The sequence below is a fragment of the Flintibacter muris genome, from assembly GCF_943192995.1.
Classification (GTDB): Bacteria; Bacillota; Clostridia; order Oscillospirales; family Oscillospiraceae; genus Lawsonibacter; species Lawsonibacter muris.
On the sequence record NZ_CALPCP010000041.1, the window covers coordinates 1 to 22,274 of the forward strand.

The following is a 22,274-nucleotide window of genomic DNA, read 5'->3' on the forward strand; positions in this document are numbered from 1 at the left end:
CCAGCCTGTGCACTTTCCATCGCGCCACTTCTTGACTTTGTCGATTTTCGCTTACACAAGATTTTACACCAAGCCGATAGCGATATAGCAGACAGGATATCATTTGTGTCATAACCCCGATCCGCCAGCAGAGTTTCTGCGCCAACGGATAAACCTCTGATGAACACTGCCCCATTTTCCGTAATCAGGAGGCAAGTCACGCCAGGGCGCTCCGGTTCGTAATACCCAAAACACCGCATTGATAAAACGGCGGTTATCCTGCGCGATTCCTCCCCACTGGCCGCGTTGTCCAGGCAAATGCGGCTCAAGTAACTCCCACACTTTATCGCTTATGTCATGCCGATGATACGAAGCATCCATCGTTCTCTCCCTTGTCTTTTCTATCATAATCCCTTCATCTTGTGTAGATACTATCTAGTCCAAGTTCACCTTCCACCTGCTTCTGTGTCTTTCCGGCTAACAGCATCTCCTTGATCTGTGGCAGTAACGCCATTGTGTGTTGATATTTCCTTTCATATACAGATACCCCCTGATGTAGTACTTCTATTTTCCTACATCAGGGGATTTTGTCTATTGCCGGTTTTTACTGGTTCGGTTCAGCCTGTTCTCCGGGGGGTTGAACTTGCCCAAAAGCCTCCCTCTTTGAGGGAGGTGGCACGGCGAAGCCGTGACGGAGGGAGCTTTTTCGAAAAAGGTAAAAAATCGCTGTTGAGCTTCCTCAGTCACCGCCTGCGGCGACAGTTCCTCAAGGAGGGAGCCAATAGCAGGGGCTGCCTGTGGCCGTCCCTACTTTATAAAAAGCTCTTGCATCATAGGAAATTTTGGGGTAAAATGTGGGTACGAGATGAATAGGGCAGGGTATGGAGAGCCAGCACCTCTCCATACCCCTATGCAGGAGAAATCAGCTCCCACACAGCAAGAAACTTGCGCCAATCTCATTATAACGCCTTTGCGGTTTCATTTCAAGGCGGAATAGGGAATGTGCTGTTTGTTTTGAGCGGTGCAGGGTAATAATGTCCTGCGCCGCTTTGTTCGTCTCGACGGCGGAGAGTAGGGGGACGGAGAGCTTCCACCCCCTGCGCCGCCGACCGAGCGTATAGAAGATATAAGTTTAGGAGGAATGTAACCATGGCAAAACCAACCTTTGATCCCCGGCCCGGGGAGGAACTGTTTGCCCAGAAGGTGGGCTGTGACTGCTGGAAAATGCCCCAGGTTGTGGGCAAGCGGCAGGTGTCCGGCAAGCTGTATATGACCGACCAGCGGGTGGCCTTTCTGGCCTCCGGCCTGATGGGTACCGCATCTGTCAGCTGGGAGGTTGAGATGAAGGATATCGCCTCGATCCGCACCTGCACCACGCCCCCCTTCTTCCCCTTCGGCGTGGAGCTTACCATGAAGGACGGCAAGGTCTATCTGCTGGCCATCATGAAGCGGGACAAGTATGTCACCTGGCTGAAGGAACACATCTCCTGAGAGGTGCTGAGCCATGAGCGGCAAAAAGCTGGCCCAAACTACCAGGCGGATTGAAGAGTGGCGGGAAAAATATGATATGGCCTTTTTGTATCAGGTGCTGCACAAGTGGCTGGGGGAGCTGGAGCGGCCCGAGGCCAGCTGGACCATCCAGAACCTGATTGACAGCGGCGCGGATTTTACGGTCCAAACCCCCTTTACCAAGGAGACCTGCCAGCGGGAGCCAAGCAATGAGATGCTGGTGGGATATAAGGCGTTTGTATCTTTAAGAGGGAGCTATCATATCCTGGCCCAGTACCGGCAGCTGATTCAGCGGGACCCGAAGGGGTGCAGGGAGGCCTTGTATCTGGCCGCCTGGTGTCAATGGGCCATGTGCCGCTGGCCGGACAACACCTATTACAGCGGCCTGGTCAGTTTGAACGGCTACAATTTGGGGAACGTCTATGGGGCCATTATTGCGGACGTGGACGATGGCTTTATCGGTGAGCTGGGCGATCTGCTCCGCCGCCCGGAGTACCAGCATGATTGGCGGCGCACCAGCGTAAAAGCGTTGATGTCCGCTGACAGCACCTACATTGATATGGCCCTGGGCAGGGCCAGTGACGACGAGCTCCGTGCTCAGCTGGAGAAGAATCTGGCGGAACTGGGGCGGTTGAAGGGGACCCGAAAGGGGGTGCTGGCCAGCCTGCGCGTCATGCTGGATATCCTGGACCGGGACGAGGAGGCCCTGGACCGGGACCTGCGGGAGGTCATCCGCAGCCGCCGTGCCAACCCATACAACCATCTGTGCTTATACGCCCTGGCCTATGCCAAAACGGCCATGCGCCGGGGACTGCAGGTGGAGGTGGACACCGAGGACTGTCCGCTGTCCCTCAGCCGCCCGGCGGAGATGGACTACAGTGCCCTGGAGCTGCCCCGGCCCAAATATGGATTTCCCTGGGAACGACAATAGACAACCCCGCCTCCCGAGTTGGGAGGCGGGGATTTTTACGTCTTGGGTTTCGGTTTGCAGATGAGGGCCACCAGAAAGCCGAAGAAGATGGCGGCGGTAATCCCACCTGCGGCGGCGGTGGAGCCGCCGGTGAGAGCACCGATCAGGCCGTTCTCGCCGACGGCTTTTTTGACCCCCTTGGCCAGCAGATGGCCAAAGCCGGTGAGGGGCACCGTGGCTCCCGCGCCGCCCCAGTCCACCAGATACTGGTACACCCCCACGCCGCTGAGGATAACCCCGGCGGTGACATAGCTCACCAGAATTTTGGCGGGCGTAAGAGGGGTCTTGTCAATGAGGACCTGTCCAATAACGCACAAAATGCCCCCGCAGAGAAATGCTTTCAGATATTCCATAAAAATCACCTTATTTTTGGAAATAAGGCTCCCTCTTTGAGGGAGCTGTCAGCCGGAGGCTGACTGAGGGAGTTTTCCGAAAACGGACTCCCTCCGTCACGGCTTCGCCGTGACGCCTCCCTCTGTGAGGGAGGCTTTATTTGCTGGTGGAAATTGCGATTGCGTGGCAGATACCGGGGATACTCTCCCCCTGGAAGGCGGAGGTGGGGGAGTGGAGGGCCCCGGTGGGGCAGAAGAGGATATTTTTCCACTTGCCCGCCTTCATGTTGTTGAGCAGATGGCCGGTGAGCACCGAGGCGCAGCACCCGCAGCCTGAACCGCCGCAGTGGACGTCCTGCTTCTCAATGTCGAAGATCATGGCCCCGCAGTCGGCGTGGTTGTTGACTTGAATTCCATCCTTGCGCAGCAGCTCAATGAGCAGCTCGCTGCCCAACACCCCCAGGTCGCCGGTGACAATCAGGTCATAGCTGCCGGGGGAGCGGCCTGTGTCGTTAAAGTGGGCGGTGATAGTGGCGTGGGCCGCGGGGGCCATAGCCGCCCCCATGTTGTTGGTGTCGGTGACCCCTTTGTCCACAATCCGGCCCACGGTGACGTGGGTGATATAGGGTCCCGGACCCTCCCGGGCCAGCACAGCCGCCCCGGCGGCGGTGGCTGTCCACTGGGCAGTGGGGGTGCGCTGTCCGCCGTACTCCAGGGGGGTGCGGTACTGCCGCTCCGCCGAGCAGAAGTGGGAGGAGGCTGTCACCGCCGCCCACTCCCCAAAGCCGCCGTCCAGGGTCATGGAGGCCAGGGCCAGCCCCTCCCCCATGGTGGAACAGGCTCCGTACAGGCCGAAAAAGGGCACCTCCTGTCCCCGGGCGGCAAAGGAGGAACTGATACACTGGTTTAACAGGTCCCCGGCAAAAATCCAGTCCAGATTGGACGCCGCCTGCCCCGCTTTGTTCAGGGCCAGGCCCAGGGCCTGCTTCTGCATGGCGCTCTCCGACTTTTCCCAGGTGGATTCGCCAAAGGTGTCGTCGCCGTCGATATAGTCAAAGGTGTGGGCCAGAGGACCCTCCCCCTCCTTTTTGCCCGCCACGTTGGCCCAGGCGGCAAAGGAGGGGGGATTGGCCAGCGCCGCCGTCTGAGCACCGATTTTTTTGGTTGTCATGTGTTCACATCCCGTCGTGAAGTTTACGGCTAGTTTTCCGCTAAAAGGAGAAAATATGTTTGACCTCAAGGATTATTTTTCGTATAATAGACGGACAGAGAGGAGGGATGGCCTGTGGAACACGAAGTATATATCGAGGCGGGCTATATGGACGAGGCGGTGGAGGTTCCCCCGGCGGTGGAGGAACAGATCCGGCGCGCCGTCCTGGCCGCTCTGGAGGAAGAGGGGGTAGACGTGCCCTGCGTGATCGCCGTGATCGTTGCTGACGACGAGGTGATTCAGGAGACCAACCTGGCAAACCGGGGGGTAGACAGCCCCACTGATGTGCTGTCCTTTCCCATGTTTCCTATGAAGCCGGGCGAGAAGCCCCAGGCGGACTGGGCGGACCCGGGGGCGGATAAGGTGTATCTGGGGGATATGATGATCTCCCTGGAGCGGGCCCGCGCCCAGGCGGAGGAGTATGGCCACTCCCCGGAGCGGGAGGTGTGCTATCTGGCCGTCCACTCGGCGCTCCACCTGCTGGGCTACGACCACCTGGACGAGGGCCCCATGAAGGCTCAGATGCGGGCCAGAGAAGAGGCAATTTTAGGAACGCTGGGCATTACCAGGGACGCGCTGTCATGAAAAAAGCCGCTGTGCCGGCGCTTCTGGCCGTGCTTCTGCTGTGCGGGTGCCAGGAGGGAGCGGCATCCTCCGACCCTGTCCCGCCCCCCAAAACCGCCCAGGAGGTGCTGGAGGAACAGCCCGTGGACGACACCCACGACGCCTTCCTGGTGGACACCGGCGGGCGGATGGGCACCCTTCTGGTGACCACCGAGCTGGTTGCCTATGAGGAGCCTGAGGAGCTGCTTTATTACCTGCACCTGTCGGTATGGGACCCGTCGGCCCCGGGGGAGCCGATCCAAATACAGGAGATTGACTGGGAAACCGTTCACTATGGGGAACATCAGATTGTGGACGTGAATTTCGATGGCTTCCAGGATTTCACTTATCTGTTTTACCGCGGTATTCAGGCGGAGGGATACCACTGCATGATTTGGGACGAGGAACAAGAGCTGTTTGTGGAGGAACCGGAGTATGCGGCGATCTCGTCCCCTGTGCTGGACCCTGAGACCCAAACCATCTATGGCTGGAACCGTGAAAGCGCCGCTTCGGACGGAGTCAGCACCATCCATAAATGGGAGGACGGGGAGCTGGTGTGCGTCAGGCGGATCGAGGTGTACAAGATAGACGGCTGGGGAGGCCCGTTTGCCCTGACAGTGCAAGACCGGGTGAACGGCGAACTGACCGAAGTCTTCCGCACCGAGTTTCCCGCAGGCTCGGAGGAATATTTTGACGAGCGGGCGAAGTGGAAACACTTAGACTACCATGGAGAAGAGGACAACCAAATTTCATCATAAAAAGGAGAATCGTTATGAGTAAGAAGATCAAGCTGACCGCCATTGAGGACGAATTTGACGACTACGAGGACCTGGGCCGCCAGGAGGGCAAGAGCTGGAGCTTCGAGTTCGACCTGACCCCTTATATCGTCACCTGCGCCATGGCCTGCGGCATTATGTTCGTGACCCGCTTTGTGCGTAAGCATGTGTTCCACGAGGACCTGTACAAGAACTATCGTTTTTAATTAAAAAAGTCCGGGAAACCGCTCACACCCGGAAAGAAAGTGAGGATTATCTATGATTAAAAAATCTGGTATCATTACCATCTGTGGACGGCCCAACGTGGGTAAGTCCACCCTGACCAACGCCTTTGTAGGGGAGAAGGTGGCCATTGTCACCAGCAAGCCCCAGACCACCCGCAGCCGCATCTGCGGCATTAAGAACCGGGGGGAGAGCCAGTTCGTCTTTGTGGATACCCCCGGTCTCCACAAGGCCCGCACCCGCCTGGGGGACTACATGGTCAACGTGGTGAGAGAGAGCGTGGCTGACGTGGACGCCGTTCTGCTGCTGGTGGAGCCCATCCCCAACGTGGGAGAGCCGGAAAGACAGCTCATTGGACGTATGAAGACCCTGGACTGTCCCGCTGTGCTGGCCATCAACAAGGCGGACACCGTCCCGCAGAAGGAAAAGCTGCTGGAGGTCATCCAGGTCTACAGTCAGGAGCACGGCTTTGACGCGGTGGTGCCTATCTCCGCCAAAACCGGCCAGGGGGTGGAGGAGCTGCTGGACGTGCTGGAGGGCTGCCTCCCCGAGGGCCCCCAGCTGTTCCCCGACGACATGACCTCCGACCAGCCCGAACGGCAGATGATGGCGGAGATCATGCGGGAGAAGCTGCTCCTCCTGCTGGACAAGGAGATTCCCCATGGCACTGCCGTGGAGATTACCCGCTTTTCTGAGCGGGACGATGAAATTGTAGATGTGGAGGCCACCATCTACTGCGAGAAGAACAGCCACAAGGGCATCATTATCGGCAAAGGCGGCGGGATGCTGAAAAAGGCGTCCACGTTGGCCCGTCAGGACATGGAGAAGTTTATGGGCACCAAGGTGTTTCTGAAGACCTGGGTTAAAGTGAAGGAAAACTGGCGGGACAACCCGGCGGCTATCCAGAACTTCGGCTACGTGAAGGAGTAGTATGGAATACACAAAAGACGATTTGATAGAGGCCAGGCGTCAGATCGATTCCACCCTGCACAAGCTGCGGGAGGCCCTCAAGACCCTTCAAGCCAAGGAGAACCCGGCGCGGTACAGGTCTCAGATTACCCTTGCGGAGCGGAGAATCCGTGCCTTTGAGCTGGCGAACGTTTTGATTGAGCGGGAAGCAAATATTTACCGCTCATAGCCCCTTGAAAAACCGGAAAGCCTAACCACACAAAGAAAGGGAGGGCTGTACCGTGAACGAGCAGGGCCTTTGGGAGTTGTTCTGCAAAACCGGCCTGCCGGCGGCCTGGCTGGCGGTGGCGGGCCAGCGGCAGGAAAACGAAGCGCGCTGGAAGGAGCCGGCCAAGACGGCCTTCCAGCCCAAGATCAAGCAAGTCTGACGGGCGAAAGCCCGTTACATAGGAGCGCTGCCTATGCACATCACCACAAAAGCTCTGGTCCTGCGGACGGTGGACTACAAGGAGTCGGACAAGATTCTCACACTGTTTACCCAGGACCAGGGCAAGCTCACCGCCTCCGCCCGGGGGTGCCGAAAAAAAGGTAGCGCCATCGCCGCTGGGTGCCAGCTGCTGGCCTGGTCGGAGATGGTGCTCTACGATTATCAGGGCCGGTGGTCAGTGAAGGAGGCGGCGGTGGAGCGGCTGTTTCAGGGAGTGCGGGACGACATTGAACGTCTGGCCCTGGGGTGCTACTTTGCCGAGGCGGCCGAGCTGCTGGCGGTGGAGGGCCTGCCCAGCCGGTCGCTGCTGTCCCTGACACTGAACAGCCTCCACACCCTGGACACAATGCAGGAAAAACCACTCCCTCTGGTGAAGGCCGCCTTCGAGTGGAGAGCTATGGCCCTAGCGGGGTATGAGCCTCTCATTGACGGCTGCGCCGTCTGTGGAGCAAATCCCCCGGAGAATCCCAGGTTCCATCTGCGGGAGGGGGTGCTCCACTGCGCCAAATGCCGGGGCGAGGTGGGGGAGGGCATCTCCATGCCCCTGTCCATCCCCGCCCTGGCCGCTCTGGATCACATTCTCCACGGCGACCCCAAGCGGCTGTTCTCCTTCCGCCTGGAGGGCGAACCCATGAAGCAGCTGGCCGACGCCGCCGAAGCCTACCTCCACACCCAGCTGGAGCGGGGATTTTCTACCTTGGATTACTATAAGAGCTTAACACTTTCTTGAATTTTGGCGTTGGAGGTGTTCACATGATTTGGTTCTGGCTTTTTACGCTGGCGACGGATCTGTTGATTCCGCTTGTGATGATCGGCTTGGGACGGATGTTTCTGCACAGGCCGCCCAAGACAATCAACAGCGGATTTGGTTACCGGACAACGATGTCCATGAAAAATCAGGACACCTGGCAATTTGCTCATCATTACTGCGGAAAGCTGTGGTTTTGGTTTGGCATGATTCTGCTACCGCTGTCCGTTCTTCCGCTGCTGTTCGTGTTGGGCAAGGAGATTGGCACGATTGGAAGGGTTGGCACCGTGATTTGTTTTGCGCAGGTCGTGCCAATGGTAGGAACAATCGTCCCGACAGAGCTGGCGCTGAAAAAGACCTTTGACAAAAACGGGAAACGGCGCAATACATAGAAACACCCTCTGCCTGGACCAGAGGGCGCTTTCATTTAATCCAAGGGCAAATCCCAGGGCAGGTTGAAGGGGCTGTCCGGGCGGGTCCACAGGGACTTGTGGATGGCCCGGCGCATATCCGCGCCCAGGGAGGGGTCCTCCATCCATTGCAGGCAGCGGTTGAGGAAGCTCTCGCTCATCTCCTGCCAGCCGGAGAAGGTACGCTGGATGATTTTTCCAACCTGACGGGAGCGCTTTACCATCTCACTGCGGCTGATCCAGCCCAAACGGAAGGCAATGGCCAGCAGCTGAGTACACCGGCACAGCTCCCAGGCCCGGTCGGCTTGGGTTTGACAGTGCTGAAAGCCGGGGCCCACGCTCATGTACTCCACCGTCTCCAACAGCTCCCGCTTGCTGTGGATGTCCCAGGGGCTGTCCAGCATATTCAAAAAGTACTGCCGCTGCTCCGGGCTGTTATAGGGCCCCCGGCGGCCGCCCAGGAGGATGGGGGCGGTGTCATAGTTGGGAATGAGGTTGTTGCCCGGGATGTACTCGCAGTTATACAGCGCCCAGTTGGCGTAGGTGCCGAAAATCCACTTTTCCGTGTCGTTTTGGGGTGACAGGTCCTGGTCCCGCTTGCGCAGGGTGTGGCGGACAAACAACACGATTACGACCAGCAGGAAGATCAGTCCAGGCAGTCCGGTTTGAACAGCAAGCCCCAGTCCTAGTCCAAGAAGGGCGTAATACATGAAAACTCCTCCATTTTGATAGAAAAATATGCCCCCCGGCTTCCCCGGGGGGCTGAAATGCTTACTGCTGGGCCTCAACCTGGCCGAAGGAACGGCCGTTATAGGTCAGGCAATTCTTGCACATACGGTGAGGCAGCCGGTAAGCCCCGCACTTGGGGCAGGTCACGATACCGGGAGTTTCCAGCTTCCAGTGGGAGCTGCGCCGCTTATCGCGCCGGGCCTTGGATACTTTTCCCTTGGGGACCGCCATGGGTGACACCTCCTTCGGCTGTGCCGGTCAGGGCACGTTTGAGTACTCACTCAGCTTCCTTATCCAACAGCTGCGCAAGGGCCGCCAGTCTTGGATCGACATCAGGTCTGCACCCGCAGAGGCCAAGGTTCAAATCGGCTCCGCACTTGGCGCACAGCCCTTTGCAGTCGTCTGAGCAAAGATTTTTCGTGTCCATTGCAAGAATGAAAGCGGTGGTGACGGCCTCATCCAGGTCCAACTCGGTGCCGTCCAGCAGGAGAATATCGTCGTGCTCCTCATCCTCCAGCTCCTGGGCCACCAGATTGTTCAGCACAACCGTCTTTTCCCGGGAAAATTCCTTCCCGCAGCGGTCGCAGGCCAGCTCCAGCAGGGAACGGGCCGTCCCCTCCAGCACCAGGGCCCCGGCGTGGTTGGTCACGCTGCCCACTGCCTGGACGGGATGGACAATGGGCCTGGTCCCATAGAGGTCCTCCTGGGACAGGTCCAGCTGAAATTGAAACGTCTTTTTCGCGTCCGGGACGTGAATGATATCTCGCAGATCCAGACGCATGGCGTTCCTCCCCGGGGGAGCGCCCCCCATACTCGCAGAATGGTACGCAGGATATTATAATGAATCTTGTCCCAAATGTCAAATACTTTTCACAAATTTCTCTACGAAATTTATTGACACCGGGGGCGGAATATGGTGAAATATTCCTGTAGAACAAAAGCCTCCTTTGAAAAGGAGGTGGCACGGCGGAGCCGTGACGGAGGATTGTATTTTGGCAAAGCCAAAATATGCGAAGCAAATTCCAATTAGGAAAACTTTATTTACTTCGTATGTTTTGCTTCCTAAAACGCAATCCCCAGTCAGCCTTCGGCTGACAGCCCCTTTCTCAAGGGGCCTTTAGGAGGTCCTCCATGAAAGAATTCACCATCGGCAAAAACGACGCCGGGCAGCGGCTGGACCGCTGGCTGGCCAAAACTCTGCCCCTGCTGCCCGCTCCGCTGGCCCAAAAGTACATCCGGCTCAAGCGGGTGAAGGTGAACGGCAAGGGGTCCAAGCGGGATGTCCGCCTTAATGTGGGGGATGTGCTCCAGCTGTACATCAACGACGAGTTTTTTGACAGGCCTACCCCGGAAAATGCCTTTTTGTCCCTCTATCAGCCCAAGCTGAACATCCTCTACGAGGACGAACATATCCTCCTCCTGGACAAGCGCCCCGGCCTTGTGGTCCACCCCGACGAGAACGAGCGGGTGAACACCCTGCTCACCCACATCCAGGCGTATTTGTATCAAAAAAAGGAGTGGTCCCCCTACTGGGAGAACTCCTTTGCCCCCGCCCTGTGCAACCGTATTGACCGGAACACCGGGGGGATTGTCATTGCCGCCAAGACGGCCCAGGCCCTGCGGGTGATGAATCAGAAAATCAAGGACCGGGAACTGACCAAGCTGTACCTGTGCGTAGTTCAGGGGAAGCTGTCCCCGCCGGAGGGGCGGCTGGAGGGGTATATCTGGAAAGACGAGGAAAAAAAGCAGGTCTATGTCCGAAAAAGGTCTGAGCCAGGGGCAAAATCGGCGGTGACGGTGTACAAGACGCTGGCGGTAAAGAACGGCCTCTCCCTGGTGGAGTGCGACCTGGTCACCGGGCGAACCCACCAGATTCGCGCCCAGTTCGCCGCCGCAGGACACCCCCTGATCGGCGACGGCAAATATGGCTCTGAGCGGGAGAACCGGAAATATGGCCGCCATGGCCAGGCGCTGTACTCCTATAAGCTTACCTTCCATTTCACCACCGAAGCCGGGCCGCTGGAGCATTTGAACGGAAAAACCTTCCAGGTGGAGGATGTGGACTTTGTGCGGGAGTATTTTCCAGACCGGCAGATGGGTCAAGTATAGGGGATGTCCCAAACGTAGATTTTTATGCAGGGGCGGCCACAGGCCGCCCCTGCACCTCAAATGTAAAATATCTTGCGTCCCTGACATGGTCTGTGGTAGAATGTGGGTACTATTTTGTAGGAGGATTCACTAATGAAACAGGACATGATTGTTGTACTGGACTTGGGCAGTGAGGAAAACCCCAAAATTGCCCGTGAAATTCGTGCGCTGGGGGTATATTCTGAGATTCACCCCCACGACATTACTTTGGCCGAGCTGAAAGCCCTGCCCAATGTAAAGGGTATTATCCTCAACGGCGGCCCCAACCGGGTGGTGGATGGGGTCACCATTGATGCGGCCCAGGAGATTTACGACTGCGATATCCCCGCCCTGCTGGTGGACCACCGGGGGGACGATCCCTGGCCCGCTGATGATGTGGAACGGGAGACCGCCCTGAAAAATTTCATCTTTACCATCTGCGGCGCTGAGGCCAACTGGAATATGGACAACTTTATCGCCGACCAGATTGAGCTGATTCGCCGGCAGGTGGGGGACAAGAAGGTGCTGCTGGCTCTGTCCGGCGGAGTGGATTCCTCAGTGGTAGCGGCACTTCTGATTAAGGCTGTGGGCAAGCAGCTCACCTGTGTCCATGTCAACCACGGCCTGCTGCGCAAGGGAGAGCCGGAACAGGTGGTCAAGGTCTTCCGGGATGAGATGGATGCCAATCTGGTCTATGTGGACGCCGTGGACCGCTTTCTGGACAAACTGGCCGGGGTGGCCGACCCGGAGCAGAAGCGGAAGATTATCGGCGGGGAATTTATCCGTGTCTTTGAGGAGGAGGCCCGCAAGCTGGACGGCATCCGCTTTCTGGGACAGGGCACCATCTACCCCGACATCATTGAGAGCGGCACCAAGACAGTGAAGGCTGTCAAGAGCCACCATAACGTGGGCGGTCTGCCCGAGGACCTGGACTTTGAACTGGTAGAGCCCCTGAAAATGCTCTTCAAGGACGAGGTCCGGGCCTGCGGCAAGGCGCTGGGCCTGCCCGACTCCATGGTGTACCGCCAGCCCTTCCCCGGCCCCGGTTTGGGCGTGCGCTGCCTGGGCGCCATCACCCGGGACCGCCTGGAGGCGGTCCGGGAGTCGGACGCCATCCTCCGGGAGGAGTTTGCCAAAAACGGCCTGGAAGGCAAGGTCTGGCAGTACTTTACCGCTATCCCTGATCTAAAATCGGTGGGCGTCCGGAATAACCGCCGTACTGACGAGTGGTGCGTCATCATCCGGGCGGTCAACACTGTGGACGCCATGACCGCTACGGTCCCACACCTTCCCTGGCTGATGATGGATAAGATTACCGCCCGCATCACCAGCGAGGTCAAAGGCGTTAACCGCGTACTCTTCGACCTGACCCCTAAGCCAACCGGGACGATTGAGTGGGAATGACCGTCAAAGCGGCGCAAACCCGCATGAATACAGGGTTTTTGACCTGTCACTTTGCCTTGTGATACTGGATTGATACTATTCGTTTCAACCCGGTCACACAAGAGAATGATTGCAAAGGGCAAGCGAACCGCCCTGCTGAACGACAAATTCAGCAGGGCGGTTTTGCTTGCCCTATTTTTCTTTTCTCCAGGGTACATAGTATTTCGATTCTTTCCCGTCATCGCAGGTGCTCGGCCAGTTGATTTTCCATTCAAAGTATTCTTCCCTGGTAATCTCCCCGGCGTGTAGCTCCTGCTGGCGCAAGAGCCATTCCCTCATAAACTCATCCACAAGGCCATAGTTGAAGTAGATACCCACAGGAGGTTGAGCGGGCCAGTCGTCCGTGTCATTGTAGCGGACGGCGGTATCATCGGAGGCCCCCGTCTTGCCGGGGTTGCGGACAAGCTGAAACAGGCGGATGGAGCCAGGGCTGTCCTCGTCCAGCCAGAAGAACGTCCGCATGAAGTCCTCGGCACAGCCGGGTTGAACCGTATAGAAGTTCTGACGGTCTACCCGCAGGGCCTGGGCAATCTTGTCCAGCAGCTCCCTCTTTGGCACACGGTAATTCGTTTCGTACTGGGCAATACGGTTATCCGCTCCCTTTTCCTCAAAGCCGATAGCCAGCCCCAATTCCTTTTGCGTCATACCCCGAAATGTGCGGATTTTCTTGATTTTTTCTCCTACTGTCATATGTTCCACCGCCTTTGAAAATAGTATAGCGCAAATAAGCGAAATATGCAAGAAGAAAATTAACAAAATTGCGAAATAAACTCTTGACATTAACAACCATGCGAATGTATAATAAGGATGTCGGCATTAACAATTTTGCGAACCAACAATAAGGAGGTGTTGTATTTGAGCAAAGAGCTGTTTGTACGAGCCGAGGAAGTGGCCGGGGCGCTGGGTATCTCCAAGCCCTACGCCTACAAGCTGGTGCGGGAGATGAACGAGGAGCTGAAGCAGAAGGGTTTCCTCACCATCCCCGGACGGGTGAGCAGGCGCTACTTCGAGGAAAAGTTCTATGGACTGCGGGAAAATCAGTAAGGAGGGAAGAAAATGCCAGCGTACAAAGACAAGGCCAAGGGAACATGGTATGCGTCCTTTTACTTTGAGAACTGGACAGGGAAAAAGGAAAAGAAGATGAAGCGGGGCTTTAAGACCAAGCGGGAGGCGCTGGAGTGGGAACGGACGTTCCTGCAACAGCAGACCGCCGACCTGGATATGACCTTTGAGAGCTTCGTGGCGCTCTACGCTGCGGACATGAAAGGCCGTATCAAGGAGAACACCTGGGGGACGAAAGAGCATATCCTCTACAAAAAGCTGGTGCCTTACTTCGGAAAGCGGAAAATGAGCGAAATCCATTCCAAGGAGGTCATGGCGTGGCAAAGTGAAATGCTGAACTACCGGGACAAGAACGGCAAGCCCTACTCCCCCGTGTATCTGAAAACGCTCCACAATCAGTTGAGCGCCGTTTTCAATCATGCGGTGAAGCACTACAATCTGAAAGCCAACCCCGCCGCCCAGGTGGGCAACATGGGCAAGGCCAAGGGCCGGGAAATGCTGTTCTGGACGAAAGCGGAGTATCTGAAATTCGCTGACGCCATGATGGACAAGCCCCTCTCCTACTACGCCTTTGAAATGCTCTACTGGTGCGGTATCCGGGAGGGGGAGCTGCTGGCCCTCACCCCTGGGGACTTCGACTTTGAGAAGCAGACGGTTTCTATCTCGAAATCCTACCAGCGTATCAAGGGCCAGGACGTTATCACCGACCCCAAGACGGCCAAGAGCAACCGGGTCATTCAAATGCCCGCTTTTCTCTGCGAGGAAATGGAGGACTACATCAGGAGCTTGTACGCCGTGGGGCCGACAGACCGCATTTTTGCGGTGACGAAATCCTATCTTCACCGGGAGATGGACAGGGGGGCGAAAGAGGCGGGGGTCAAGCGGATCAGGATTCATGACCTGAGACACAGCCACATTTCCCTGCTGATTGACATGGGCTTCACGGCCCTGGCAATCGCTGACCGGGTGGGGCACGAAAGCATTGACATCACCTACCGCTACGCTCACCTGTTCCCCACCCGGCAGGCGGAGATGGCGGACAAGCTGAACATGGAGCGAAAGGGGGCTTAAATCATGTCTGCGAAAAATCTCGACAACCACAACCGATGGAGAAGCAAGACCATAGCGTTCCGGGTGTCCCCGGAGGAAAACGAACAGCTTGAGATTGCCGTCCGCCTGTCCGGGCTGACCAAACAGGACTACATCACCCGGCGGTTGCTCAACCGGGACATTGTAGTGCAGGGCAATCCCAGGGTCTACAAGGCCCTGCGTGACCAGCTCGCCGCCGTCCTGGGGGAGCTGCGGCGCATGGAGGCCGGGGGCGGAGTGGATGATGAACCGCTCGCCACCATCCGCCTTATCACCGTGACGCTGGACGGCATAAAGGAGGATTGATAGATTGATGGATTCCAGAGAGACGAAAAGGACTGTCCCGGTTCCGTCTGTTGGCGCAGACGGGGAACAGCCCAATTCACAAACAACCACCCCAAGTATAGCAGAGGAACCGGCTGAAAACAAGTCCCAGGATGAAAGTATGGAGGATATTCTTCGGGAACTTCAACGGACAAGCGACCCGGCCTACCTCCACACGGTTTCCATGAATGAGCTTTACCAGAACGTCTACCAGAGCAGACCGCCAATCATTGACGGTCTGCTCTACCCTGGGACATACCTCTTTGCGGGAGCACCCAAGGTGGGCAAGTCGTTCCTGATGGCCCAGCTTGCCTATCATGTGAGCATGGGCCTCCCCCTGTGGGGCTACCCCGTCCACAAGGGCACCGTCCTCTATCTGGCCTTGGAGGACGACCACCGCCGCTTGCAGGGGCGGCTGTATCGGATGTTCGGGATGGACGGCACCAACGACCTGCTTTTTGCAATCTACGCCAAACAGCTCGGCCTGGGCCTGGAGGAACAGCTAAAGAAGTTTGTCCGCCAACACCCCGACACCAAGCTCATTATCATTGACACCCTCCAGAAAGTCCGGGAGGTCGGCGGGGACAAGTACAGCTACGCCAACGATTACGAGGTGGTGGGCAAGCTGAAACGCCTTGCGGATGATTGCGGTATCTGTCTCCTGCTGGTACACCACACCCGAAAGCAACAGGCAGACGATAAGTTTGATATGATTTCCGGAACCAACGGCCTGTTGGGAGCTGCGGACGGGGCCTTTCTTCTTCAAAAGGAAAAGCGGACGGACGGCAGCGCCATCCTGGATGTGGCAGGGCGTGACCAGCAAGACCAGCGGATGTATCTCACCAAGGACAGGGAGCGGCTTGTGTGGGAGCTGGAGCGGCTGGAAACGGAGCCGTGGGTGGAACCGCCCGACCCGGTATTGGAGGCCGTTGCCGCCCTTGTGACGGCGGACAGGCCCGTCTGGGGCGGTACGGCCACGGAGCTGGCGGCGGTGCTCCAGACCGACATGAAGCCCAACGCCCTGGCTATGCGGCTAAACGTCCGGGCCGGGAGGCTGGCGGCAGAGTACCATATCCGCTATGAGAACAGCAGGAGCCACGCCGGGAGAAGTATCACCCTCACCCTGGAACCGCCCCAGGCGTGACGACCGTGACGGCTGTGACGGCTTTTTTGAGAGCGGGGGCGGTGTGTAAAACATCGTCACGGTCGTCACGGCCGTCACGGGGAGCGGGGCCAAAAGTCAAGGGGCCATACCTGGGGGTGGAGATTGCCGTAAGGCAATACAACCCGAACCCCTTGACTTTTGGCCCACGGAGGACACTGGCCGGGTGGGGGGAAAGGCTGTGCCTTTCCCCCCTGCCCAACGGCGAGTGTCAAAGTTTAGGCGGGGTGCAGGGTGCCCTTTTCAAAGGGCGGCCCTGCTGGGGGAGCCGTCCGCAGACGGCGGGGGCAACGCCCCCACTCCACCCCGTAGGGCGCAAATGCGCTTTTGATGGCCGCAAGGCCGTCAAAAGTGCTTTTGCGTTACTTTCGCAGAAAGTAACAAAGGCCGCCGCTTCGCGGCGAAAGGAGGATTTGATTTGAAAAGGACAATCAGCGCCATGGTGGGGCAGGGTTCGGTGAAACACAACAGCAGGGCGTTCAACGCCAAGAACACCGACCCGGAACGCTCTCACTTGAATATAACCTACTGCCACGAAAATATCAAGGCAGTTTTCCATGAGCTGTTTGACGAGGCCCTCAAGCGGTACAACGACAAGCAGACCAGGGCAGACCGCAGGATTGAGGACTACTATGAAAAGATACGTTCCAGCAAGCAGGAAAAGCCGTTCCATGAAATCATCCTGCAAGTAGGGAACAAGGACGACATGAGCGCCGAGAGCGAGGACGGCCAGCTTGCGGCGGCGGTGCTGGACGAGTACATGAGGGGCTTCCAGGAGCGCAACCCCCAGCTTCGGGTGTTCTCCGCCCACCTCCACATGGACGAGGCCACGCCCCATCTGCACATCGACTTTGTACCGTTTACCACCGGGAGCAAGCGGGGCCTGGACACGAGGGTATCGCTGAAACAGGCGTTAGCGGCCCAGGGATTCAAGGGCGGCACCAGGGGCGACACGGAGTGGAGCCAGTGGGTACGCTCTGAAAAGGAACAGCTTGCCGCCGTGATGGAGCGCCACGGGATAGAGTGGGAGGACAAGGGCACCCACGACAAGCACCTGTCCGTGATGGACTACAAGAAAGAACAGCGGGCCAAGGAGATTGCCGAGCTGGAGGCGGTCAAGGCCAAGAAGCAGGAGCAGGTGGAGCGGCAGGAACAGCGGCTAAAGGAGCTGGCCCCGGCTGTGAGGAACATAGAGCAGTTGGCGGCACAGTTCTCCGATGACCCGGAGCGGATATTGCCGGAACCTGGGCCGCTGGAAAGCGCCAAGTCCTACCGGGAGAAGAAAGCCAAACCCCTGTTGGCGCAGATCGTCAAGGTGCTGCGCTCTTTGTACCGGGCCTATGTCGAGTTGAAAGGGAAGTATGAGCGTTTGCAGGGGGACTATGGACGGGCCAGGGAGGGCAACGAGCGATTGTCTGACCGCTTGCAGGAAGCGAAGTTGGAGAACAAGGCCCTGCGGGGGACAGTAGCCGACTTTGAGCGGGTTAAGCGGGCGTTCGGCCCGGCGGAAGTAGAGCGGGCCATAGAGGACGCAAAATGCCGGGAGGCGGTGGAAAAGGAGCAGAGGAAAGCAAAACGGAAGTTCAGCCGAGGGGCGAGGTAACATGTAAACATGAAATAGGAAGGTGCTTCTCAAGGTACCTTCCTATTTCATATTTGTAAGTATAAAAACAATAAATTAAAAAGTGTTTTATTATTTAGAACAGAACCATTTCAAAAGTCGTATACTCGAAAGTAAAAATACCATTCCAAAGCAAAAAGTGACAACAGAACAGTAGTCAACAATCAACTTAACGCATAATACTTCCCTCGTTATATTTGACTCGACAGGAACAAAGTTTATTGATATTAGCATCAGCACAATGGAGAACAGAAACATCGTGATAGAAGAAATAAAAATCTTGTAAATCATTGTATCGCTTTTTATTTCCCGCAACAGGCATAGCTTTTTGTTTCCGTCTAAAGAAATTAGAATAGAAACCCCTGCCAATTGAAAGCCTAATAAAGATGCAGATAACCCTATGGTATCATTAGAAATCAGATGTAAAACAATATCTATCGGTTGATTAAACCTGAAATGGAGTAACAAGCATGTGCATGTCATAATAATTATGCTGATAAGAATGTGAGCAATGTAATACGAGCGATCACCATAAATCAAACGGTTAACCTTTTTGAACATTACATTTTCTCCATATATTTTAAGGCGGTGTCTTTTTGCTCACGGTATGCTTTTAATATTGCAGCAAACATTTTGTCTGAATCAACATATTTAGAACGATTGGATACTTTTTCTACCCATTCAGTCTGAACTAATTTTTCATCTAACAGATCATATGGGATAATTTTACCTGCATCTGCATCTAACCCACGCAGTTTTGCTTTGCTAAAGATTGGATCGCTTCCATCTTCAGCTTCCAATTCAACTTCTTTAGATTTCTTAATCATATTGATAATCTTTTGGAGAAAGGCTGGCAGATTAGAAACTGGCACATGGGAACCTTTTCCTCCACCAGAAATTTCAATATCAATATAGAAATCCGTTCCAGCATCTACTTCATCTGCAAGAATATCATAGCCGTTAATAATACCAAAATCCTTTAGCATTTTAAGCCCCGGTTTTGCAACCTTGAACTGCAACTTAGATAAAGAACGGCAATTAGCGATACGAGTATAATAGTCAGGCATAATGATTGGATCGATGCTCACTTCATAATTTTTGCTTGGATAAACTTGCCCCATAATGCTCACAAGATAGTTAGCTAATCGCTCAATTCTTGCACCATGAAAATTAAATTCGCTTACAAAAAGATTCTTGTTTACAATACAACAAAAATGTGTCTGCTCCATGAGGGTGTCGTCATCACCAGCCGGAATCTCTTGACGATTTCCATTTAGTAAATTGAATAAGTAAGGGAAATCTGTAGACCGCAAACTATAAAATTTTCCTTGATAAATATCCATGTCATAATTATGATGAAACACTTCGAGAAAATGGAACTTGTCATAAAACGGGATAGCTAAACCACGATCTTCAAGATTGTTTCCATTATTGTCGTATAGTTTGAGATATGCGTCAAACAAACTGCTAATGGGTTCATTCGTCCCATCACATTTGCATGTGACCTTATAATAATAAACTTTACGCTCTACAGATTTATTCTTTGGCTCCTTTTTCTTTTTAGCCATAACCCTGCCCTCCAAATGTTAGTCTCCCGAATTAAACTCCACAAGTTTTTCCCAATCAATGCTACCATCCTCGAAACAAAACTCTTGGGTAAACTCACGGACGAGCCGGTTAGCCGCCTTCTGATAGGAAGCATCGAATTCTTCCACATACTTCTCTGGAAGCTTATCCATGAAGCGGATCAGCTTTATGTAGAATTCTTCATCACCAGTCAATTCCGTCCAAAAGTCCTTTCCAGCTAATTCCATATAGAACTTTGGAAGCCCACGGCTGGAAGTTTTCTTCTTTCCATAGCCATAGCCTACAATCGGGACAAAGCGCTTCTTTGCCTGCTGAGCCAGCTTGCTGGCCGCCATGAAGTTCTGCTCCTGTTTCTTGCGGCTGTCCGCATTAAAAACGCTTGTGCCAGATTTTACTGCGACGGCATAGATGGTATTATCCCGCTCTACCATGATGTCCACGCCCTCGGCCAATGCTTTCTGCCCCTGTGCGGCAGCGGTGGCAATCGGCTCAAAGAACACATTCCCGAAAATCGTTTCCTCAGACGAGGACACAAAAGCGGCAAGGATTGCATCAATAATTTGGGCGGCTCCGTTCATTGCCTTTGCCCGGAACAGATACGGGTTTTTGCGTTTCATAACGGCCTTTACATTAAGGCTATCCACTTTCTTAATCAGGTTCGTGTAGAAATTATCCAATGCAGTTGCAATCGCTTCTACGATGGCATCCTCGTTGTAGCTATTATTTATGGGCATAGTAGTTTCCTCCTATTTCTATAGCTTGTTTTAGCTTTTGGTGGATGTCCGTCCCTCTAAACCGCTTTGTATGGATTTCAGCGGACTGATCCGCAACGGAAAGCACCGCTCTCCCCAACGCCAATGCCAGTCCCACCGGGACGGCATTCCCAATCTGGCGATATTTTGCTGCACTTGTCCCCATGAACTTCCAATCATCAGGGAATTGCTGGATGCGGGCATATTCCCTGATGCTCAAAGGGCGGTCTTGGGTAGGGTGGCACATCATGGTCGCTTTTTGCACTGGGGATGTAACCAATGTCGGGGATGGCTGGCTATATGATAGCCGCCGGTAAAACCCAACTTTCCCACCAGCAGAGCCATAAGCACCCCCCATGGCCTCTTTCCGCACACTTTCAGAGAGGTCGCGCCAATTCCCGCCCTCCGGGACAAGGCGGAGGTATGCAAGGCGGTCTTTACTGAATGCGGCACATTCCCCGCAGTTATGCTCCAAATCCTTGATGGTATCCCGTAAGGTACACCAGCGATATTCTGGATTTTGGTGCATCTGAAAGTGTGTTGGGAAAGGGAGAAAAATATTTTCGTTATCCCGGCTCCCAATTAGAACAAACCTCTCCCGGAATTGGGGAACGCCATAATTAACGGCATCTAATAGTCCGTACACGGTTTTGTATCCTAACTTGTCGAACTCGGAAAGGATTACATCTAAAACAGTCCCTAATTGTTGCTCCGGGTCATTTTTATCCCTTTCTATAGGCCGGGCGTGTTTGAGCGGGGCGGACATAATCCCTTTTACATTTTCCATGATGAAGAACCGGGGACGGATATAGTCAATCATGCGGATAAAGTCCATAAACAAGCTGCCACGGGGGTCATTGATCCCAAGGCGTTTGCCGGCAGTAGAAAATGGCTGGCAAGGTGGGCCACCACAAATGAGGAATGGTTCCCCTTGAACCAGTCCAGCCTGTTCCAATAAATCCGATTCATCAATTTCCCGGATGTCTCCTTCCAACACTTTATGCCCGTTTACTCGCATGGTTGCAACACAGGCAGGGTCGAAATCTTGTCCAATGACAACATTTAAACCCGCTTTTGTGAGACCAATATCCAGCCCCATTGCCCCGGAAAACAGGGAAATTACATCCCGGTTTGAATCGTTATCTTTGAAATGCAGTAAATCCATAATGCCCTCCTATCAAACCTTTTCGCCATCTGGAAGGACAAAATGGCGTTCAAACGAACACCCAACCGTTTCTGCCAGATATTCCAGTTCAGAGACTGTAAAACTCTCCCGTTTCATTTTTGAGTTGAAATTTTGCGGTGTAGTCCCCACCCGCCTTGCAAGTTCCGCAACGCTAATGTTTGAGCGTACACACAACACCTTAATCTGCTCTGATATTGTCATCAGGGTACTCCTCGTAAATTATAAATTTATAGATTGAAGATATAAAAATATTATTTTATACCTTCAACATAGTCCCTTGTATCCTCTATCATACCATCATACCGCATCATTTGCAACTCAAAAATCAAATCTTCGATGGCCTCTACACATTTTTCTGTGTTCTTTTGTATCTCCTGCCCCCAAAAATGTATGGGAACCCAATCTATCGCAATCAGCCTAAAGTCGTTTTCCCGGTCACGGGCCATATTCCGTTCAATCTTCCTGATCCAATATTCCCGGTTGTGTCCCAGCTTCTGTTTCTTAATTTCCCAATTATAGCCATGGAAAAACTCGCTGTCGCAAAAGATAGCAATTCGATATTTTGTTATGGCTATATCGGGCGTACCCGGCAGCTTTTTATAATTTTTTCGATACCGGATGCCTTTGCGCCAGAGTGCCTTTCGCAATAGAACTTCGATACTGGTATCTTTCCCTTTGATATGGCTCATTGTCCGGCTCCGCTGCTCCGGGGTCATTACGTCGCCCATAGGTAGCCTCCCACATAACATCACATATATTTTTCAGTCTACCATATAAACTTCCATTTTGGAATACTACCGGTTGTAGATTTTGTTTATGGACATTCCTTCAAAAGATAAGAATGTGGTTGCATCTCCCCGCCTTTTGTGATACTATTTTGATACTAAGAAAATTAGCGGCCAAAGATAGCAGGTAAAATATTAACAAATTTGCGAATGCTGTACCTGTGAAAGCATAGAAAATACAACCCCATATAATAGGATTTGTCGAGTGGGAATAAATTGATTTTTAGAGCGCACACTATATATTGCGTTTGA

Annotated in this window: 28 protein-coding genes and 1 pseudogene; 17 read left to right on the forward strand and 12 right to left on the reverse strand. The window is 54.5% G+C overall.

Going from position 1 to position 22,274, the window contains the following annotated elements; all coding sequences use genetic code 11:
* Window positions 1–138: 138 nt before the first annotated feature.
* Window positions 139–360, reverse strand: a pseudogene (locus NFS22_RS19390) (transposase); the annotation flags it as partial.
* Between the two features lie 768 nt (window positions 361–1,128).
* Between NFS22_RS19390 and NFS22_RS19395 the strand changes: the two are divergent.
* Window positions 1,129–1,470: a PH domain-containing protein gene (locus tag NFS22_RS19395; RefSeq protein ID WP_251319373.1), complete on the forward strand. Its 342-nt coding sequence runs from the start codon at window positions 1,129–1,131 to the stop codon at window positions 1,468–1,470.
* A gap of 13 nt (window positions 1,471–1,483) precedes the next feature.
* Entirely contained in the window at window positions 1,484–2,419 is a 936-nt protein-coding gene (locus NFS22_RS19400) for an immunity 49 family protein (RefSeq protein WP_251319374.1), read from the forward strand.
* Window positions 2,420–2,454: 35 nt separating this feature from the next.
* Here the strand turns inward: NFS22_RS19400 and spoVAE are convergent, their stop codons facing one another.
* Both spoVAE and spoVAD read right to left on the reverse strand, forming a co-directional pair.
* On the reverse strand, window positions 2,455–2,811 hold the full coding sequence (gene spoVAE, locus NFS22_RS19405; protein ID WP_251319375.1) for a stage V sporulation protein AE: 357 nt from the start codon (window positions 2,809–2,811) through the stop codon (window positions 2,455–2,457).
* 136 nt (window positions 2,812–2,947) lie between these two features.
* Window positions 2,948–3,961 carry a stage V sporulation protein AD gene (gene spoVAD / locus NFS22_RS19410; protein WP_251319376.1) on the reverse strand — a complete coding sequence of 338 codons (1,014 nt, stop codon included), beginning with the start codon at window positions 3,959–3,961 and terminating at the stop codon, window positions 2,948–2,950.
* Between the two features lie 114 nt (window positions 3,962–4,075).
* Between spoVAD and ybeY the strand changes: the two genes are divergently transcribed.
* Genes ybeY through NFS22_RS19450 form a run of 8 tightly spaced genes read left to right on the forward strand, consistent with a single transcriptional unit; the run spans window position 4,076 to window position 8,137 of the window.
* A complete protein-coding gene (ybeY, locus tag NFS22_RS19415) occupies window positions 4,076–4,585 on the forward strand; it encodes an rRNA maturation RNase YbeY (protein ID WP_251319377.1) in 510 nt (169 codons plus the stop codon).
* Window positions 4,582–5,361, forward strand: coding sequence for an XAC2610-related protein (locus tag NFS22_RS19420; RefSeq protein ID WP_251319378.1), 780 nt, complete (start codon window positions 4,582–4,584; stop codon window positions 5,359–5,361). Before ybeY ends, NFS22_RS19420 begins: the two co-directional genes overlap by 4 nt.
* A gap of 14 nt (window positions 5,362–5,375) precedes the next feature.
* Window positions 5,376–5,585 carry a hypothetical protein gene (locus NFS22_RS19425; RefSeq protein WP_251319379.1) on the forward strand — a complete coding sequence of 70 codons (210 nt, stop codon included), beginning with the start codon at window positions 5,376–5,378 and terminating at the stop codon, window positions 5,583–5,585.
* A 52-nt stretch (window positions 5,586–5,637) separates the two neighbouring features.
* A complete protein-coding gene (gene era, locus NFS22_RS19430; RefSeq protein WP_251319380.1) occupies window positions 5,638–6,531 on the forward strand; it encodes a GTPase Era in 894 nt (297 codons plus the stop codon).
* A 1-nt stretch (window position 6,532) separates the two neighbouring features.
* Window positions 6,533–6,739, forward strand: coding sequence for a hypothetical protein (locus NFS22_RS19435; RefSeq protein ID WP_251319381.1), 207 nt, complete (start codon window positions 6,533–6,535; stop codon window positions 6,737–6,739).
* 52 nt (window positions 6,740–6,791) lie between these two features.
* Window positions 6,792–6,938: a hypothetical protein gene (locus NFS22_RS19440; RefSeq protein WP_251319382.1), complete on the forward strand. Its 147-nt coding sequence runs from the start codon at window positions 6,792–6,794 to the stop codon at window positions 6,936–6,938.
* 33 nt (window positions 6,939–6,971) lie between these two features.
* The gene (gene recO, locus NFS22_RS19445; RefSeq protein WP_251319383.1) at window positions 6,972–7,727 is read left to right on the forward strand and encodes a DNA repair protein RecO; all 756 of its coding nucleotides are present in this window, start codon (window positions 6,972–6,974) and stop codon (window positions 7,725–7,727) included.
* A 26-nt stretch (window positions 7,728–7,753) separates the two neighbouring features.
* Window positions 7,754–8,137, forward strand: a complete 384-nt coding sequence (locus tag NFS22_RS19450) for an SdpI family protein (RefSeq protein ID WP_251319411.1) — start codon at window positions 7,754–7,756, stop codon at window positions 8,135–8,137.
* A 35-nt stretch (window positions 8,138–8,172) separates the two neighbouring features.
* On the opposite strand, the gene NFS22_RS19455 is transcribed toward NFS22_RS19450, so the two are convergent.
* The 3 genes from NFS22_RS19455 to NFS22_RS19465 form a co-directional block, all read right to left on the reverse strand.
* Entirely contained in the window at window positions 8,173–8,865 is a 693-nt protein-coding gene (locus NFS22_RS19455) for a DUF1266 domain-containing protein (RefSeq protein ID WP_251319384.1), read from the reverse strand.
* A gap of 61 nt (window positions 8,866–8,926) precedes the next feature.
* The gene (gene rpmF, locus NFS22_RS19460; RefSeq protein ID WP_023345708.1) at window positions 8,927–9,115 is read right to left on the reverse strand and encodes a 50S ribosomal protein L32; all 189 of its coding nucleotides are present in this window, start codon (window positions 9,113–9,115) and stop codon (window positions 8,927–8,929) included.
* Window positions 9,116–9,161: 46 nt separating this feature from the next.
* Entirely contained in the window at window positions 9,162–9,665 is a 504-nt protein-coding gene (locus NFS22_RS19465) for a YceD family protein (protein WP_251319385.1), read from the reverse strand.
* 350 nt (window positions 9,666–10,015) lie between these two features.
* On the opposite strand from NFS22_RS19465, the gene NFS22_RS19470 reads away from it, so the two are divergent.
* On the forward strand, window positions 10,016–10,993 hold the full coding sequence (locus tag NFS22_RS19470; protein WP_251319386.1) for an RluA family pseudouridine synthase: 978 nt from the start codon (window positions 10,016–10,018) through the stop codon (window positions 10,991–10,993).
* A gap of 132 nt (window positions 10,994–11,125) precedes the next feature.
* A complete protein-coding gene (guaA, locus tag NFS22_RS19475; protein ID WP_251319387.1) occupies window positions 11,126–12,415 on the forward strand; it encodes a glutamine-hydrolyzing GMP synthase in 1,290 nt (429 codons plus the stop codon).
* A gap of 171 nt (window positions 12,416–12,586) precedes the next feature.
* Here the strand turns inward: guaA and NFS22_RS19480 are convergent, their stop codons facing one another.
* Window positions 12,587–13,144 carry a helix-turn-helix domain-containing protein gene (locus NFS22_RS19480; protein WP_161929745.1) on the reverse strand — a complete coding sequence of 186 codons (558 nt, stop codon included), beginning with the start codon at window positions 13,142–13,144 and terminating at the stop codon, window positions 12,587–12,589.
* Between the two features lie 165 nt (window positions 13,145–13,309).
* On the opposite strand from NFS22_RS19480, the gene NFS22_RS19485 reads away from it, so the two are divergent.
* The 5 genes from NFS22_RS19485 to NFS22_RS19505 all read left to right on the forward strand — a co-directional run bounded on the left by NFS22_RS19485 (window position 13,310) and on the right by NFS22_RS19505 (window position 17,694).
* Entirely contained in the window at window positions 13,310–13,498 is a 189-nt protein-coding gene (locus tag NFS22_RS19485; RefSeq protein ID WP_023345703.1) for a hypothetical protein, read from the forward strand.
* Between the two features lie 12 nt (window positions 13,499–13,510).
* Window positions 13,511–14,587, forward strand: a complete 1,077-nt coding sequence (locus NFS22_RS19490) for a site-specific integrase (protein WP_251319388.1) — start codon at window positions 13,511–13,513, stop codon at window positions 14,585–14,587.
* A gap of 3 nt (window positions 14,588–14,590) precedes the next feature.
* Window positions 14,591–14,911, forward strand: coding sequence for a plasmid mobilization protein (locus NFS22_RS19495; protein ID WP_251319389.1), 321 nt, complete (start codon window positions 14,591–14,593; stop codon window positions 14,909–14,911).
* 7 nt (window positions 14,912–14,918) lie between these two features.
* A complete protein-coding gene (locus tag NFS22_RS19500; protein ID WP_251319412.1) occupies window positions 14,919–16,073 on the forward strand; it encodes a helicase RepA family protein in 1,155 nt (384 codons plus the stop codon).
* A gap of 457 nt (window positions 16,074–16,530) precedes the next feature.
* Window positions 16,531–17,694 carry a plasmid recombination protein gene (locus NFS22_RS19505; RefSeq protein ID WP_251319413.1) on the forward strand — a complete coding sequence of 388 codons (1,164 nt, stop codon included), beginning with the start codon at window positions 16,531–16,533 and terminating at the stop codon, window positions 17,692–17,694.
* Between the two features lie 578 nt (window positions 17,695–18,272).
* Here the strand turns inward: NFS22_RS19505 and NFS22_RS19510 are convergent.
* Genes NFS22_RS19510 through NFS22_RS19530 form a run of 5 tightly spaced genes read right to left on the reverse strand, consistent with a single transcriptional unit; the run spans window position 18,273 to window position 21,965 of the window.
* Window positions 18,273–19,280: a DUF6731 family protein gene (locus NFS22_RS19510; RefSeq protein ID WP_251319390.1), complete on the reverse strand. Its 1,008-nt coding sequence runs from the start codon at window positions 19,278–19,280 to the stop codon at window positions 18,273–18,275.
* An 18-nt stretch (window positions 19,281–19,298) separates the two neighbouring features.
* Complete coding sequence (locus NFS22_RS19515) at window positions 19,299–20,033, reverse strand: PmeII family type II restriction endonuclease (protein ID WP_251319391.1); 735 nt, start codon at window positions 20,031–20,033, stop codon at window positions 19,299–19,301.
* Entirely contained in the window at window positions 20,020–21,216 is a 1,197-nt protein-coding gene (locus NFS22_RS19520) for a DNA cytosine methyltransferase (protein WP_251319392.1), read from the reverse strand. The genes NFS22_RS19515 and NFS22_RS19520 overlap by 14 nt, the downstream gene beginning before the upstream one ends.
* 12 nt (window positions 21,217–21,228) lie before the next feature.
* On the reverse strand, window positions 21,229–21,438 hold the full coding sequence (locus tag NFS22_RS19525) for a helix-turn-helix domain-containing protein (RefSeq protein WP_251319393.1): 210 nt from the start codon (window positions 21,436–21,438) through the stop codon (window positions 21,229–21,231).
* A 50-nt stretch (window positions 21,439–21,488) separates the two neighbouring features.
* Complete coding sequence (locus NFS22_RS19530) at window positions 21,489–21,965, reverse strand: very short patch repair endonuclease (RefSeq protein WP_251319394.1); 477 nt, start codon at window positions 21,963–21,965, stop codon at window positions 21,489–21,491.
* Between the last annotated feature and the right edge of the window lie 309 nt (window positions 21,966–22,274).